The sequence below is a fragment of the Streptomyces sp. NPDC048254 genome, from assembly GCF_043201895.1.
Lineage (GTDB): Bacteria > Actinomycetota > Actinomycetes > Streptomycetales > Streptomycetaceae > Streptomyces.
Map to the genome: position 1 here is coordinate 55,175 of NZ_JBICZJ010000025.1, position 14,006 is coordinate 69,180.

The 14,006-nt window shown below is 69.5% G+C and carries 13 protein-coding genes and 5 pseudogenes; 7 read left to right on the plus strand and 11 right to left on the minus strand.

Annotation, left to right across the window (positions count from 1 at the left end; translation table 11 throughout):
- The first annotated feature begins 277 nt into the window (after window positions 1-277).
- Entirely contained in the window at window positions 278-931 is a 654-nt protein-coding gene (locus tag ACGFZQ_RS45255) for an antibiotic biosynthesis monooxygenase (protein ID WP_393845392.1), read from the plus strand.
- Here ACGFZQ_RS45255 and ACGFZQ_RS45260 read toward each other — a convergent pair.
- Window positions 920-1,063: a hypothetical protein gene (locus ACGFZQ_RS45260; protein ID WP_393845393.1), complete on the minus strand. Its 144-nt coding sequence runs from the start codon at window positions 1,061-1,063 to the stop codon at window positions 920-922. The two genes, ACGFZQ_RS45255 and ACGFZQ_RS45260, sit on opposite strands and share 12 nt — an antisense overlap.
- A 125-nt stretch (window positions 1,064-1,188) precedes the next feature.
- Here ACGFZQ_RS45260 and ACGFZQ_RS45265 point away from each other — a divergent pair, with 125 nt between their 5' ends.
- Window positions 1,189-2,286 (plus strand): helix-turn-helix domain-containing protein, encoded by a 1,098-nt coding sequence (locus tag ACGFZQ_RS45265; protein WP_393845394.1) that lies wholly within the window; start codon window positions 1,189-1,191, stop codon window positions 2,284-2,286.
- Here the strand turns inward: ACGFZQ_RS45265 and ACGFZQ_RS45270 are convergent.
- From ACGFZQ_RS45270 to ACGFZQ_RS45280, 3 genes and pseudogenes are all read right to left on the minus strand, one after another.
- Window positions 2,250-2,663 carry a cytidine deaminase family protein gene (locus tag ACGFZQ_RS45270; protein WP_393845395.1) on the minus strand — a complete coding sequence of 138 codons (414 nt, stop codon included), beginning with the start codon at window positions 2,661-2,663 and terminating at the stop codon, window positions 2,250-2,252. The two genes, ACGFZQ_RS45265 and ACGFZQ_RS45270, sit on opposite strands and share 37 nt — an antisense overlap.
- 21 nt (window positions 2,664-2,684) lie before the next feature.
- Window positions 2,685-2,978: pseudogene (locus ACGFZQ_RS45275) on the minus strand (IS630 family transposase); the annotation flags it as partial.
- Between the two features lie 39 nt (window positions 2,979-3,017).
- The gene (locus tag ACGFZQ_RS45280; protein WP_393845396.1) at window positions 3,018-3,692 is read right to left on the minus strand and encodes a uridine kinase; all 675 of its coding nucleotides are present in this window, start codon (window positions 3,690-3,692) and stop codon (window positions 3,018-3,020) included.
- A gap of 407 nt (window positions 3,693-4,099) precedes the next feature.
- Here ACGFZQ_RS45280 and ACGFZQ_RS45285 point away from each other — a divergent pair.
- Window positions 4,100-4,578 (plus strand): annotated as a pseudogene (locus tag ACGFZQ_RS45285) (ATP-binding protein).
- Between the two features lie 35 nt (window positions 4,579-4,613).
- Here the strand turns inward: ACGFZQ_RS45285 and ACGFZQ_RS45290 are convergent.
- From ACGFZQ_RS45290 to ACGFZQ_RS45305, 4 genes and pseudogenes are all read right to left on the minus strand, one after another.
- On the minus strand, window positions 4,614-4,982 hold the full coding sequence (locus tag ACGFZQ_RS45290; protein ID WP_393845397.1) for a hypothetical protein: 369 nt from the start codon (window positions 4,980-4,982) through the stop codon (window positions 4,614-4,616).
- A gap of 307 nt (window positions 4,983-5,289) precedes the next feature.
- Window positions 5,290-6,015, minus strand: coding sequence for a transposase (locus ACGFZQ_RS45295; RefSeq protein WP_393845398.1), 726 nt, complete (start codon window positions 6,013-6,015; stop codon window positions 5,290-5,292).
- Between the two features lie 164 nt (window positions 6,016-6,179).
- Entirely contained in the window at window positions 6,180-7,034 is an 855-nt protein-coding gene (locus ACGFZQ_RS45300; RefSeq protein ID WP_393845399.1) for a class I SAM-dependent methyltransferase, read from the minus strand.
- Window positions 7,035-7,334: 300 nt separating this feature from the next.
- Window positions 7,335-7,547, minus strand: a pseudogene (locus tag ACGFZQ_RS45305) (hypothetical protein); the annotation flags it as partial.
- A gap of 131 nt (window positions 7,548-7,678) precedes the next feature.
- On the opposite strand from ACGFZQ_RS45305, the pseudogene tap reads away from it, so the two are divergent.
- From tap to ACGFZQ_RS45320, 3 genes and pseudogenes are all read left to right on the plus strand, one after another.
- Window positions 7,679-9,133 (plus strand): annotated as a pseudogene (gene tap, locus ACGFZQ_RS45310) (telomere-associated protein Tap); the annotation flags it as partial.
- Between the two features lie 10 nt (window positions 9,134-9,143).
- Complete coding sequence (gene tpg, locus ACGFZQ_RS45315) at window positions 9,144-9,701, plus strand: telomere-protecting terminal protein Tpg (RefSeq protein WP_393845400.1); 558 nt, start codon at window positions 9,144-9,146, stop codon at window positions 9,699-9,701.
- Window positions 9,702-9,861: 160 nt separating this feature from the next.
- Window positions 9,862-10,569 (plus strand): alpha/beta fold hydrolase, encoded by a 708-nt coding sequence (locus ACGFZQ_RS45320; protein WP_393845401.1) that lies wholly within the window; start codon window positions 9,862-9,864, stop codon window positions 10,567-10,569.
- 55 nt (window positions 10,570-10,624) lie between these two features.
- Here ACGFZQ_RS45320 and ACGFZQ_RS45325 read toward each other — a convergent pair whose 3' ends face one another.
- The 3 genes and pseudogenes from ACGFZQ_RS45325 to ACGFZQ_RS45335 form a co-directional block, all read right to left on the minus strand.
- Window positions 10,625-11,494: an endonuclease/exonuclease/phosphatase family protein gene (locus ACGFZQ_RS45325; protein WP_393845475.1), complete on the minus strand. Its 870-nt coding sequence runs from the start codon at window positions 11,492-11,494 to the stop codon at window positions 10,625-10,627.
- A 212-nt stretch (window positions 11,495-11,706) separates the two neighbouring features.
- Window positions 11,707-11,958, minus strand: a pseudogene (locus tag ACGFZQ_RS45330) (arsenite S-adenosylmethyltransferase); the annotation flags it as partial.
- Window positions 11,959-12,073: 115 nt separating this feature from the next.
- A complete protein-coding gene (locus ACGFZQ_RS45335; RefSeq protein ID WP_393845402.1) occupies window positions 12,074-12,766 on the minus strand; it encodes a TetR/AcrR family transcriptional regulator in 693 nt (230 codons plus the stop codon).
- A 53-nt stretch (window positions 12,767-12,819) separates the two neighbouring features.
- Between ACGFZQ_RS45335 and ACGFZQ_RS45340 the strand changes: the two genes are divergently transcribed.
- Entirely contained in the window at window positions 12,820-13,938 is a 1,119-nt protein-coding gene (locus ACGFZQ_RS45340) for an FAD-dependent oxidoreductase (RefSeq protein WP_393845403.1), read from the plus strand.
- Window positions 13,939-14,006: the final 68 nt, after the last annotated feature.

The following is a 14,006-nucleotide window of genomic DNA, read 5'->3' on the forward strand; positions in this document are numbered from 1 at the left end:
CCCGCAGACATTACTGCCACGGGTGCGTCCCGAGGGAGACCTCATCGGTGTTGAAGTCCTGGCAGCCACCGCTGCGTCGCGCCGGGATCAGCGGTCTCGCGGGGCCCCCGCGCGCCGGCCAAGTGGTCGGGCTCGTAAGTCCTTCGGGGGTTGGCTTCGGAGCTGATTGGAGTGTGCCTGCGGTCATCGCGGCGGCAACTCGGGCTCTGAGCACCGGCTTGACCTCAACCGCACTTGACGTTCCACGCTGGGCACACGGCGACGACAGGAGGCTCGTGTGACAACGCTTCAGCTGCCGGATCTGGCCCGAACTGACGCCGGGACCACGCTGATCAGCGAGTGGATCGTGGACACGCCGGACCGTCAGGACCGGGCGGCCCGTGCACTGCTTGGGGAGTGGGACGAGCTGTCGGCCAGGTTTCGCCCTGAGGCTTTCCTGCGGCTCAGCTGCTTCGCAAGCCCGGACGGGCGTGTGCTGCTCAGTGTCGCGCAGTGGACCAGCGACGAGGCTCACCTCGCCTTCGTCCGCGAACACCGGGCTGAGATGGTCGGCCGCATCGACCGCGAGATCCCGGGGATCCGGCGTCCCGGGCTGGTCCGCTACCGGTTGGCGCACACCGTCGTGCCGGACAGCGTCGGCGACGACACGACCGACGTGATCGTCGTCGCGCGCGCGGAGAGCGAGCCGGCATCCCATGCCTCGCGATGGGCTGAGGCCACCGCCGACCGGCTACGGGTAGCTCCGTACCCCGGTATGGGCACCGCGCACGTGTTCGTAAGCGAGGACGGTGCGCATGGCCTGCTCTACGCACCGGTGACACAGGCGATTGCCGTTGTCGATGCGCGGCCCTACCGGCTGCTCGGAACCGTGCCAGGGCCAGGCGCCGATGCGGACGGCGCAGAACCGGTGAGCGGGGGTTCAGCGTTCTGACGGTGCGGCGATGAACTCCTCACTCGCCACGCTGAGGTCGGTCGCGGCGCACTGCTGCGGCAGCGCGCCGCGCTCCGGCCGCCCAAGGCGCTGCTCGGGGGAGAGCGGGGTGTGTTCCGAAGGTGTGGGCACGGCGGCCGTCCTGCCTGACGGGCAGTGGGACGGGGGACAGGGGACGGCAGGATGTGGGCAGTCGCGGTCCACTTCTGTCGATCGGCCGTCGCCTGATGCCCGTTGCCCCGGCCCGCCCGACTGTCTTGACCGCCGCCGCGCGCAAGCGGCTGAAGACGATGGCCTACAACCAGAAGACCGAGCACCGGCTGCGCATGCGCGCGCAGATTGTCCTGAACGCGGCACGGGGGCGCTCCAATGCGCGCATCGTCTGTGAGACGGGGCTGCGTCTGGACACCGTGCGCCGTTTGCGGGGCCGGTTCGCCGAGCACGACCTGGGTGGCCTGTCCGACCGCAAACGCAGCGGACGCCCGCCGGTGTTCACCCCGCTGCAGGTCGCTGAGGTCAAAGCGCTGGCTTGCCAGCTGCCCGCCAAAACCAGTACTCCGTTATCGCGCTGGTCATGTCCGGAACTGGCCCGCGAGGTGGCCGCCCGGGCCATCACCGGACCCGTCTCCGCCTCCACCCTGCGGCGGTGGCTCGCCGACGACGCCCTCAAGCCCTGGCAGTACCAGTCGTGGTTCTTCCTCCGCGACCCGGACTTTGGCGCCAAGGCCGGCCGCATCATGGACCTGTACGCCCGCGCCTGGAACGGCGTCCCGCTGGGCGAGGACGAGTACGTGATCTCCGCGGACGAGAAGACCTCCATCCAGGCCCGCTGCCGCGGGCCCTGGTGGCAAGCGAGTTGCTCAGTCACAGCAGAGGAGTGTCCACCGGCCCCAAGTCTCCGGGGGTGTTGGCCGGTTCACGGCGGATACGGGGCTGCATCGACCAGCGGGCGGTGGCGCGATGATCGGTTCTTGCGAATCCGCTGCCGTCTGCCTTCAGATGGACCTGGTGGTCTCGGCTGTCAGCGGCAGGGGGCTGAAAGGGCCGGGCCCGCGAGCCGGCGCACGGCTTGGGTGATGTTACTGCTGAGGGCGAAGTACGCAGAGCGGTACCTTCCCAGAGGCGGACACTCCCCTTCCATGCCCGGTCGCCGCATGCGAGAGCACCAAATCCCCCCGCAAGCCCGCCGACAGCTGACCCGGCAGAGCCACGCCAAGACGCTGGAAGGCAAGCAGCGTGGGTTTCGCAGCCAGTGCCGCATCAGGCAAAGTCCGCCCTGTTGTCGGCCGGCGGTTCCAGCTTGCGCTGAGTGGCGCGGTTACTCGGCGTCGAGTTGGTGGTCGGCCCAGATGTAGCTTTCGGGGAGCAAGTCGGTGATGAGGACGGTTCGGATGCGTTCGTCTTCGCCGACGATGACCCTGAGGGCGGGGAAGTAGTCGAGAAGGACCTGCCGGCAGCGGCCGCACGGGGGGACAACCCCTCGGTCGCGGTCGCCCACGGCGACGATCGTGACCAGGTCGTAGGCGCCCTGGGTGGCTGCCGCGCCGATGAGGACCAGTTCGGCGCAGGGTCCTCCGGTGAAGTGGTAGGCGTTCACCGCGGTGACGATCCGTCCGTCCCGGGCACGGGCCGCGGCAGCCATGGTGTGGTTGTCGCCCCGACAGCGAGTGTGCGCGACGTGCGCTGCGGCCTGGATGAGTTCGTGGTCGACGGGGTGGGTCTGCGTGGTCATCTTCTCTGCCTTCGTCAGGTGTCAGGCGACGTTGGCGCGAGTGACGATGGCGTGCAAGCGAATATCGGCGGTGTGCTTGTTCCGCCAGATGACGTAGCGGCGGATCATGCTGCTCCGGTCCTTGTGGCCGGCCTGGTCGGTGCCGTCCAGCGTGAAGTAGCGCAAGCCGGTGAACGGGGCCTCGACGCGGTTCAGCCAGGAGCTGTTGGTCGGTGTGCAGGTGCGTTCGACGTGGGTGGCCTTGGCCCGGTCGCCGACCCGGGTGTCCTTCTTGGTAGTCAGGTGCGGGGAGAAGTTGTCGAGCACGATCGCAATGGCTTCGCGGGCGTGAGATGTGCTGCTGCCACAGGGGGTCTATGGGGAACCGGGGCGGCTGACCCAAGGGCTGGTCGGCGGCGCGACGACGATCTCGGTGTCCGGGTTGTGGTCGGTCTGCGGAGGGCCGGCGACGATCACGGTGGCTCGGGCCCACGGCTGTTCTCGCAGCATGAACGGCAGTTCTTCCAGCAGCCAGTTCGCCACGTGCTCCTGCTGCCCGGGGGAGTCACCGTCGCGGACGGCCGACAGGCGCTCCTGCTCATCGAGGTCACCCTGCATCCACACCGAGGCGTCCCACCACGGGGCGAGCTCTTCGCGGATGACGCCGGTGCCCTCGACCCAGATGAAGTCGGCACCGGCGGGGACGGTGATCGATCCAGGCCGGGCGTGGGTGATCCAGGCCGCCGGGCGGAAGTCCACCGCCTCCCCCCGGTGCAGGGGTCGCAGGATGTTCTCGACGAGCACGGCGCCCCAGTCGAAGTAGGCGTGGTTCCAGGCGATGTCGTCGGTGTGCACGAGGGCGGAGTTGGGCACCACCTTGCGTAGCCGCTCGGCCAAGGTCGTCTTGCCGGCGCCGCCCCGGCCGTCGATCGCGATCACCCGCGGACGTCCGGTGACGTCGGGTGAGGCCTCGCGCAACTGCCGTACGGCGTCGAGCATGGTCACCACCCGCCAGCCGGCGGCTTCGATCTCGCCTGGATGCAGATGCATCGACACCATGTCTCCGCAGGTGAGGGCGTGCGTCCGGCCTGCCTGGACGGTCCGCCGGTCACCTGACCCTATCGACGTCATAGTCGAGAGGCCACGTCGGTGTCGGGCGGCGGAACCCGATCCTTTCGCCGGCCCCTGTGTCTGCCGGTTTGGTCCCGAGTGCCGTGGAGGGACACTGGAGGCGACCAGACGGGCGATCCAGCGGCTGGTGTCGCACGCCAGACGGGCGATGTCCCACCCCAGCCCTGTCATCGGGACACCCTGTGCGCCGAGACCGAGCCGCTGATGGCTCTGCTGAACCGGACGGCTGCCACCCGCGTCGAGGTTGGCCGCCGACCGTTGTCGGTCTATGGCGAGCTGACCGGAACCCGTCCCTTCACCATCAAGCCGCCACCGGCGGACCCCCGTTGAGTCAGTTGACCGGCAACCGCATCCCACCACGGCCGTCAAGCTCGGCCCACCTCACCCCACCTGGCCGAAGCCCTGAGCCAGTATGTCCAGCGGGCTGATGAGGCCAAGACGGGCTACCCCGACCTCATCGACCTGGTCCTGGCCGATGAACTCGCCGTCCGCGAAGACCGCCGTCTCCGTCAGGGCCTGCGGACCTCGAAACTGCCGCACCACAAGACACTCGACGACTACGACTTCTCCAGCCGAGGCCAACCAGGTCTCCCAGGTGATCTCCAAGCGCTACGAAAAGGGGCCGATGATCCTGACCTCGAACAAGACCTTCAGCGAGTGGGGCCAGGTCTTCGGCGACGAAGTCCTCGCCGCTGCGATCCTCGACCGCCTCCGCCACAACGGCGACGTGATCTGCCTCAACGGCCCCAGCTACCGGCTCAAGAATCGGCTCGCCGCCATCGAACGCGACACCAACGCGGCCTGACTGCCTGAGTCTGCGCAGCCCATGGGTTGGTGGCTTCACTCGTCGAGGTACTGGTACTCCCCGTTTGCGCTTCCGATCGCTACACCCCCATCGCGGACCTGCCACTCACTCATGCCCTCGACTTCGTGGCTGACGAGGAAGAGGCCGGTGACCAGGTCGTTGTCATCATCGGAGGCAGGAATCCGCGCTACGAGACGCAGTTGTTCCAGAAACCAGTCAACGGACTGCTCGCGTATGTCAGCGCCGAAGAAAACCCAGTTGGTGCAGTTGTACTGCCGCGCCGGGAAGCCCCAGCCTCCGCTATACGTCCGATCGGGGTCTTCGGAGCTGACGATCTCCTTGACCCGGGCAAGCTGCCGATCGTCGCACTCCAACCACCCCCTGATCCGGACGAATACACCCACGACGGTCACTCCCTCGTGCCTTAGACACTGCCCTGTTGAGCGTCCACCGTGACGCCGAATCGAACGATAGGCAGAACGAGCCCAGCCTCGCAAAGGGCTTGATCAGCGCCGGTCGGGCGTCAGTCGCAGCCTTTGACAACTGAGCACGTTCATCTGCACCCGACTGAGCACTTCACCGAGTACGCCGACACCAGGGCGACGCAGCCGGCTCCGCCTCCTCCTGCGGTTCCTCCGGCTGGGCCGGCGTGGGACGCGAGCAGCCACGGTGCCCGTAGACGCACTTCTCGGCGGCTTCGCCCAGGTTGTGTCAGAGATGCCATCGGTCGGCGACCTGGAGGGCCTGCGGGGCGCCGCGGGTGGCACCTTCGGCGAAGTAGGGCGCCCGGTCACGGCAGACGCTCTCGATGCCGGGCCGCTCGGCGAGCCAGGCCGCGAGCGTGTCCGCCTCCCGATCGGGAAGGGGGCCGACCGGGCGACGTGTCTCGACGTCGACGAGCACGGTTCCGTAGACACGGCCCTTGCGCTGGGCGTACTCGTCCACGCCGACCACGCGGGGTACGTCGGTGGCGGGGGCCGGAAGCGAGGCGATCAGCCTCAACAGGGTGTTCCGGCCGGCCGGAACCTTGAAGGATTCCGTCGTCCGGGCGCCGGCCCGGCCCGCGAGCGCAAGACCGACCGACACCGGCATCGACCGCAGCCGCTCGGTCCGTCGCCCGAACCTGCGGGTGAGACCGGGTACTTGCTCGGCGAAGGTCATGCGCTCGCAGGATTCCTCCTCGCAGAACCTCCTCACCCGCAACGAGACCACGCCGACCTTGCCCGCCGTCGGCAAATCGCGAGGAAATCGCAGGCAGGAGCCGTGTATTCGCCCCGACCAGCAGCGACCAGCACCCGCCCCCGGACAGGCCGCCCGTCCTGCGGCCGTACGGGCCTCGACCCGGACGACCGTGTCGATCACCTCGACCGATACCACCAACGCGCCCTTGACCGAGGAAAACTGCAGCTCGTTCAACTGCCGCAGCACTTCGTTCACGGCGAAGGAGTGTTGACCACACCACCATCCAGCCAGGCGATTTTCGGGCGAGCTCAAGTGGTCGTAGGCGGTCAGTGCGCGCATGACCGGCTGGCCGCGCATGGACCTGGGCTCCACTCATCAGGCCCCGTTGGAATCGATCGTCCAGGGAGCCGGGAGGCGCTCTACCGGCGGACCGCCGAGATCAGACCGCCGGGCCCCTCGTCGTGCTGCGGCGGGGTGCTGATCGGGCGGCCGTAGGCGGCAGCACGCTCGCGCAGGGTGTGGCTGCCGGCCTCCCAGCCGTGCCCGGCCAGCCAGCCCACCGGGTCGTCGGGCATCTCCGATACCCACATGGACGCCGCCGATCCCGGCACGGCGTCCGCGCTGAAGCGCTCGATCACGCCGCGCGAGCCCAACGTCAGCCCCATCCGACTGCCTGCCGCCGACTGCGCGCTGATCCGGGCCAGCAGCAGCTCCACCGCGTCCTCGGGCAGATAGATCAGCAGTCCTTCGGCGATCCACGCGGTCGGCATTTCCGGGTCGTGCCCTGCGGCGGCCAGTGCGCCTGGCCAGTCCTCACGCAGGTCCACCGCGACGGTGATCCGCTCGCAGCGTGCGACGGCCCGCTCCTGGCGCAGCACCGAAGCCTTGAAGTCCAGTGGCGTGGCGGTGTCGACCTCGAACAGTCGGGTGCCCTCGGGCCAGTTCATCCGGAAGGCCCGGCTGTCCATGCCGGCGCCGAGCAGCACGACCTGCCGGACCCCGGACGCGGAGGCCTGCTCCAACAGGTCGTCGAGGAACTTCGTCCTGATGACGATGGAGAACGCCACGCCCAGCCGGCGGCGTCGCGCGGCCTCGTCACCGGGCAGCGGCGGCGGCGAGGAGGGCCCCAGGCCGCCGGCGGTGGCGAAGGCCTGTGCCAGCGGGTCGCGGAACAGCGCGTTCTCCCGCTCGCTCTCCAGCGCCCGCACCCTGGCCACCCCCACCGCCGTGGCCCACACTCCCGACGGCTGCACCCGCTCCTGCTCATCAGTCACCGCGCCAGCCTAGATGATCGATTCCAAGAGGGCCTGACGAGTGGAGCCAGGTCCATACGCGGCCGGCCGGTCATGAGCGCACTGGCCGCCTACGACCACTGAGACCACCGTTAGGCGCAGATCAACAGTCACCCTGTGTACGCGATCACATGAAGTGGGCCAGAGCTTCCATGTGGCCCCCCGGCCGACTCCAACGGGCCCCATTCTGGGGATGATTCGCGAAGATCAGGCGTCGTGAAGCGGCCCTGGAGCGCGGCTTGGTCTGGGCGCAGGTGCTGCACGGTCAGACCCCGTAGTGGCTCAGGGATGGGGACCAGCCTGGGTGTATAGGCAGGGCATGCTGGACGGTCGGGAGGTACGGGAGGTAAATGTGCCGCGGGCCAGGCGGTAGGACTCGGTGCCGGTTTCGACGGGGGTGGTGTTGAAGGTGAGCCGGTCGACGATCGCCGCCTAGAGCCGCGGATCGGCAGAGGTCTTGGACTAGCCGGTGAACGCCTCGTTGGAAGCGATCGCGCGGGTGGTTGCGGCCCTGGGCGCGGGTCCGTCGGACGCGGATCCGGCTGGGGAAGAGCGCCCTCGCAGTTCTCGCCGGCGGCGGCGTCACCCATCGGGCCTGGCTCGGTGACCGTCGGTTCGGGTACGTCGAGGAGCACAAGGTCATCAAGCAACTGGCCCGAGCCAACTGGCAGTTGACGAAGCGTGGGTTCGGGCCGTGGGCGCGGATCTACCGCCCGGCGCAGGGCTCGGAGCGCAACTGCGTGCAGCTGTGCATCCCGTCGTGGAACGCGCTCGACACCCGTCACTGGGCCGACGCCGCCCAGCTTCCGCCGGCCGACCTCGCGCGGCTCCTGGGCACCTATGCGGCCCGGGTGATGACGCCGCGCGGCTCCACCGCCGTCACGGGCCTGGAGCTGATGACCGCCCTGCACCCGCCGACCCGCGCCTCCGGGCCCGACGCCGACGGCAAGCGGCACTCCGAGCACAACCCCGGCTCGCTGGGCAAGGACCCGGTGGACTGCGCGCCGTGCGAGGCCCCCGACGGGCACCCGCTCCTCGCCGGCCTGCCGCGTTTCCACCGCCGTACCCCGGCGGAGGTTCTCGTGGAGGAGGCCTACGACTGGGCGCGCCCGCTCACTGACGGCGAATGCCTTCGCCCCCACCTGGTGGGCATCGACGTGAACATGGCCTTCGCCGCCGGTGCGAACGGCCTCACGGTCGGCCTCGGGGCGCCGACGCACGTCAAGAATCCCGTCTTCGATCCGAAACTGCCCGGTTCCTGGCTGGTCGACCTGTCCCACGTCGACCTGTCCCGCGTGAAGGTGGCCAAGGACAGGTGGGCGGAGCTGGATGCCGGGCTGCTGCCGTCGCCGTTCACCCCGAAGGGCGAGCGCCCCGGAGGACCGGCCTGGTATGCGACGCCGACGGTGGCGTACGCGGTGGAACTCGGCTACGACATCGCGCCGATCGAGGCATACGTGCGCTACGACAACGGCCGCTACCTGGACGGCTGGTACAACCGGCTGCGTGACGCCTACCTGGCCACGATGGCCGACCTCGGGGTGGGCGCCGACCTTGCGCCGGAGGAGTTCCTCGCGGCGATGGACGGCTACCGGCAGCGTGACCCTCAGCTGGCGATCGTGGTGTCCTCGGTCAAGGCGACCGTGAAGGGCGGCCTGGGCAAGCTGCGTGAGCGCCCGCGCGGGGAGGGTTGGAAGCCGGGGCAGCCGTGGCGGGCCCTTGCCCGGCCGACGTGGCGCCCGGACATCCGCGCCGCCGTCATCTCCCGGACCCGGGTCAACATGCACCGCAAGATCGTCAAGCACGCTGCCTTCACCGGGCAGTACCCGGTCGCGGTTCTCTCGGACTGCGCCGTCTACGCGTCCGACGGACCGTCGCCGCTGGACTTCCTGCCCTACCGGGACGGCAAGCCGCTGCCGGGCGGCTTCAGGCTCGGGGTGAACCCGGGCCTGGTGAAGTGGGAGGGTACCCAGAGCGTGCTGTGGGGCGAGGGTGTCCGCGAGCAGTTCGACGCCCCGGACCTCAACCTCGCCCGCTACATCAAGGACGGCACCATCACCGAGCAGGACACCGGGGAGTAGGTAGAGCGCGATGAGCGTGTTCGGGGATGGCCTGGATGCCGTGGTGCACAAGGCGTTCACCCGCCCTGCGCCCAAGAGTGCGGGCGCGCAGATGCGGTACCTGGTCAGGCAGCTCAAGGGCACCCGGGCGGTCGCCCAGATGCTGCGGATCTCCCAGCGCACCGTCGAGCGGTACGTGAAGGACCAGATCAAGAAGCCGCGTCCGGACCTCGCCGCGCGCCTGGAGGCCGAGGTGAAGAAGCGGTGGCAGCCGCAGATCCGCGCGAAGGCGCGGCAGAGGGCGGCGAGCACCGGCGGCATCGTCATCGACACCCGCGCCCGGATCGGCTACACCGCGCCGATCGGGACGACGGACGAGGACCGGATCCGGCACCTGACGGTAGCGCTGCCGCCGCAGTACGCCGCCCGCCTCTTCGACGCCCAGGAGCAGGGTGCCGGCGAGCAGGAGCTCCAGCGGATCGCGGCCGAAGCGCTCAAGGAGGTGTACTTCCAGGACAGCGGCCGCCGGGCCGGTCAGCTGGAGGAGGTCCGCCTCACCGACATCGAGTACCTGGAGTTCGACCTCTGACCCGCCGTCGCCTGGAAAGTCGGGGGCGGGCCGCGTGAGTCGAAGCGCGACAGTCGTCACGAAGGCGGAGCTGTTGTCGCCGTTGCCGGCCGTGGTCGGTTCGGTTCGGCTGTCGGTGAACGGTGCTTCTGGTGCGCGGGCGCCCCGGTATTTTCCCGGGATGGCTGATCATCACGCGGTTGACGTCGGAGGCGTCCGGCTGGCCTATCAGGTGTCCGGACCGCCGGACGCTCCGCCGCTCGTCATGTTGCACGCGCTGGGCGAGGATGCCACTGACTGGGACATCGTGGCAGCTGTCTTCGCCCGCAGTTGGCGTGTCTATGCTCTCGATCTTCGCGGTCACGGCCGCAGTGACTGGCCGGGGAAGTACTCGCTGCAGCTCATGCGGGACGACGTGCTCGGTTTTCTGGATGCACTGGCACTTGACCGGGTGGATCTGGTGGGGCACTCGATGGGAGGGGTCGTTGCCTATCTGCTTGCTGAGGATTGTCCGCAGCGTGTGGACCGGCTCGTCCTGGAGGACGTTCCGATCCCACGCCCTCGGAAACCGACCACTCCGAGCAGGCCGGACGGGAAGCTGATGTTCGACTGGGACATGGTGCCGGCCGTCAGACGGCAGATCGACACGCCGGATGCGGGATGGCTGGAGCGCCTCGACAGGATCACCGCCGAGACCCTTGTCGTGGCTGGCGGGCCACGCAGTCACGTGCCCCAGGAGGGCATCGTCGAGATGGCCCGTCGTCTTCCTCACGGGCGGGTCGTCACCATTCCGGTCGGGCACTTGATCCACAAATCCGAGCCGGTGGAGTTCACGAAGGCCGTTCTGGCGTTCCTGCGGTCGGGGGAGAACCCTGACCTGCACGGGTGAGCCGAAGTGCGGGCGTTGTGGCCTGGGCGGGCTGGTTGTCCTCGGGATCGCTCCTTCAGCCCAGTGTGAGCCGAGCGGTGACCGGCAGGTGGTCGCTGCCGGTGCGCGGCAAGGTACGGATCTGGCGGACGGCTGCCGAGCGGGCCATGACCTGGTCGATACGGGCGGTGGGGAAGGCGGCGGGGAAGCTGAAGGCGAAGCCTCGCTGTGCTGTGTTCATCCGTGAGGTCAGCGGGGTCAGCCCACGGTCGTCGACGGTGCCGTTGAGATCGCCGAGCAGGAGGACCGTTTTCAGGTCCTCGGCGGCGATGGCCTTGCCCAGCAGGCCGGCGCTCTCGTCCCGCTGGGAGGATGCAAGGCCGCTCGCCCGGACGCGGACCGAGGGCAGGTGCGCGACGTACACCGCGATATCGCCGTGCGGTGTGTGGACCACGGTCCGCAGCCCGCGGCTCCAGACATCCGCGATCCCCTGGGGTTTGATGTCCACGAGCCGGTCACCGGTCAGTGGGTACTTCGACCAGAGTCCGACGGTGCCCCGGACGGCGCGGTACGGGTAGTCCGGGGCGAGGGTCTGCGCGTACACCGCCAGCGCCGGGGGCACCAGTTCCTCCAGCGCGATGAGATCGGGCCCGGTGTCAGCCAGGGCGCGGGCCGTGCCCGCCGGGTCGGTGTTCTCGTCGCTGACGTTGTGCTGCACCACGACCAGATCGTGCGGGCCAGGCTCCGCCCCGGGCAGGAGCATCCCGCCGAAGAGGTGCGTCCAGGTGGCCACCGGCAGCAGCAGCGCCACCAGCGCGGTTGCTGAACGGCGCAGCAGTGCCAGGACGAGCAGCACCACGACCACCAGACCGAGCCATGGAAGGAACGCTTCCAGCAGACTGCCCAGGTGGCCCGCGGAGTTGGGGACCTTCCGGTGGAAGGCCATGAGCCCGGCCGTCAGCAACGCGAGCACGGCGGGGACCCGTCCCTCTGTCCAGGCCGGCCGGCCCCGTGGATCCCGCTTCGTGCTCCGGCCCGCAGCCCGCGGCCCGGATCGGCGTCGCGTCCATCGGGTCACTGCCACCTTCTGCTCCACCATGGTTTCCCGTCTGCTTGACCTTGCTGTTCAGGACGGGGCATCAGGTAGATCGGTTTCGACAGCCCCGCTTTCGCCGCACCGGCACCCCTTCGACGGGCGGTGAGCAGGACACCGATGCCGCCGTCGGCGCCGAGGTCCAGGACGCGCTCGCCTTCGCGCAGGTCGGCTGTGGCGGTGGGGTTGCCGCAGCCGAGCGCGGCGGCGACCGCCTCGGCGGGCAGGGTGTCGCGCTCGTCGGCGGCGTAGAGGGGGGAGCCGGAGTTGTCGTCGATCTCGATGGCCTCGGGGCTGCAGCTGGCGGTGCCGCCCTCGGCGTCGGACGCTGTCGGCGTCCCGATGGCAGCATCAGCGAGTGGTGGCGGCGCAAGCCGGCGTGGCCCGTGGACACCGACCCCGGCCTCGCTCACATTCGGCAGAAGCCGAGTGTCACGCCGGGGGCCGGGTGAGTTTGGCGGCCACGGCATCGAGGACCCAGTCCAGGCCGGTCGCGAATGATGTCTCGGCGTCCACGTCCGTGCCGTCGTACACGGCCTTGGCCAGCGCCGGGAAGCGGCCCGTGGCCAGCATTCTCGTCACATGCGGGCCGGCGGCGCGCTGCCAGTCGCGCTTGGACAGGCCCGTGGCGCGCTCGGCCCGCAGGTTCGCGATCTCGCGCCTGATCGCGCCGGTGACGTAGGCGCTGACAGTCTCCACCGCGCGCATGACGGTGTCGATGTCGGCGAGGCCGTCGAGAGCGGCCAGCCTGGCCTCGGTCACGGCGAGGCCGTTCGGACCCAGAGTTGGGCGGCCGCCGAGCAGGTCGGCCATCCATGCGTGACGGAGAGCGGCCTGCCTGGTGAGGTGGGCGAGGGTGCGGAGCGCCTCCCGCCAGTCACCGGGCTGCGCCGCGGGGAGAATCTCGGCGTGCACCTCGTCCACCATGAGGTCGAACAACTCCTCCTTGGTGGAGATGTATCTGTACAGCCGCATCGGGCCGGCGTCCAGGCGGGCGGCGATCTTGCGCAAGGACACCGCCTCCAGCCCGCCCTCGTCGGCCAGCGCGATGGCGGCGGCGACGATCCCCTCCCGGTCGAGCGGCACGGGTTGAGTCGGCGGCTCCGGCCGGTCCCACACAGTCATGGTGACACCGTACCCTTGCGATGCATCGTAACGAAGAAATACAGTGTATCGACATGAGACATCGCATCGCAGTCGTCGGGGGCGGTCCTGCCGGCCTCACCTTCGCCCGCGTCCTGCACCGCCATGGTCACCCCGTCACCGTCCTCGAACGCGATCCCTCCCCTGACGCCCGCCCTCCAGGCGGCACGCTGGACCTGCACGAAGGGATGGGCCAGCTCGCACTGGACAAGGCGGGCCTGCTGGCGGAGTACCAGGCGCTGTCCCGTCCCGAGGGGCAGGCCATGCGCATCGTGGACACGGACGGGACCGTCCTGCGTGACTGGCGACCCAGTCCAGATGACCGGGCCAATCCCGAGATCGACCGCGGGCATCTCCGTGACCTGCTGCTCGGCCCTCTCGATGTCCAGTGGGGCCGGGGCGTGACGCAGGTGGCGCCGGGGACCCGGGATGGCGTACAGGTCCATTTCGCGGACGGGCGACAGGAGACGTTCGACCTCGTGGTCGGCGCGGACGGCGCCTGGTCCCGGGTCCGCCCGGCAGTCTCGTCGGTGACGCCGCACTACACCGGCGTCACCTCGATCGAGACCTCCCTCGACGACGTCGACACCCGCCACCCTGACCTCGCCCGGTTGATCGGCGACGGTTCCGTGGCTGTGTACGGCGTGAACCGAAGCCTCGTCGCCCAACGCAACAGCGGCGGCCACGTGAAGGTGTACACCAAATTCCGCGCGCCGCTGGACTGGCACGCGAACCTGGATCTGGCCGACGTCGAGGCCGTGCGATCGAGCCTGCTGGCTCTGTTCGACGGCTGGGCCGCTCCCGTTCTCGACCTCCTCCGCCACGGCACCGCTTTCGTCCACCGCCCCTTCTACGTCCTGCCCGTGTCCCACACCTGGACCCACGTCCCCGGGGTGACGCTTCTGGGCGACGCCGCCCATCTGATGCCCCCACTGGGGGTGGGCGCGAACCTCGCGATGCTGGAAGGCGCCGAACTCGCCGAGTCCATCGCCACCGTCCCTGGAGATCTGGACGAGACCGTCCGCGCCTTCGAGGAACGGATGTGGGCGCGGGCCGGCAAGTGGGCGAAGATCACGACGGCCGGTCTGGAACGCCTCGTGAGCCCGGACCCCGCCGAAGCCCTCGCCCTCTTCGAGCAGGTCCAGCCATCCTGACCGCCGAGCAGGAGAAAACCAGCACTCTCAGCCCCGCTGGAGGAGAACGTCGGCTCCATGCCCCCGAC

What these genes read in the sequence shown, in the direction of transcription:
- ACGFZQ_RS45270 (WP_393845395.1), bottom strand. Translation starts at nt 2,663, where the DNA reads ATGACCACGCAGACCCACCCCGTCGACCACGAACTCATCCAGGCCGCA.
- ACGFZQ_RS45280 (WP_393845396.1), bottom strand. Translation starts at nt 3,692, where the DNA reads ATGCATCTGCATCCAGGCGAGATCGAAGCCGCCGGCTGGCGGGTGGTG.
- tpg (WP_393845400.1), top strand. Translation starts at nt 9,144, where the DNA reads ATGAGCGTGTTCGGGGATGGCCTGGATGCCGTGGTGCACAAGGCGTTC.
- ACGFZQ_RS45320 (WP_393845401.1), top strand. Translation starts at nt 9,862, where the DNA reads ATGGCTGATCATCACGCGGTTGACGTCGGAGGCGTCCGGCTGGCCTAT.
- ACGFZQ_RS45325 (WP_393845475.1), bottom strand. Translation starts at nt 11,494, where the DNA reads ATGGCCTTCCACCGGAAGGTCCCCAACTCCGCGGGCCACCTGGGCAGT.
- ACGFZQ_RS45335 (WP_393845402.1), bottom strand. Translation starts at nt 12,766, where the DNA reads ATGACTGTGTGGGACCGGCCGGAGCCGCCGACTCAACCCGTGCCGCTC.
- ACGFZQ_RS45340 (WP_393845403.1), top strand. Translation starts at nt 12,820, where the DNA reads ATGAGACATCGCATCGCAGTCGTCGGGGGCGGTCCTGCCGGCCTCACC.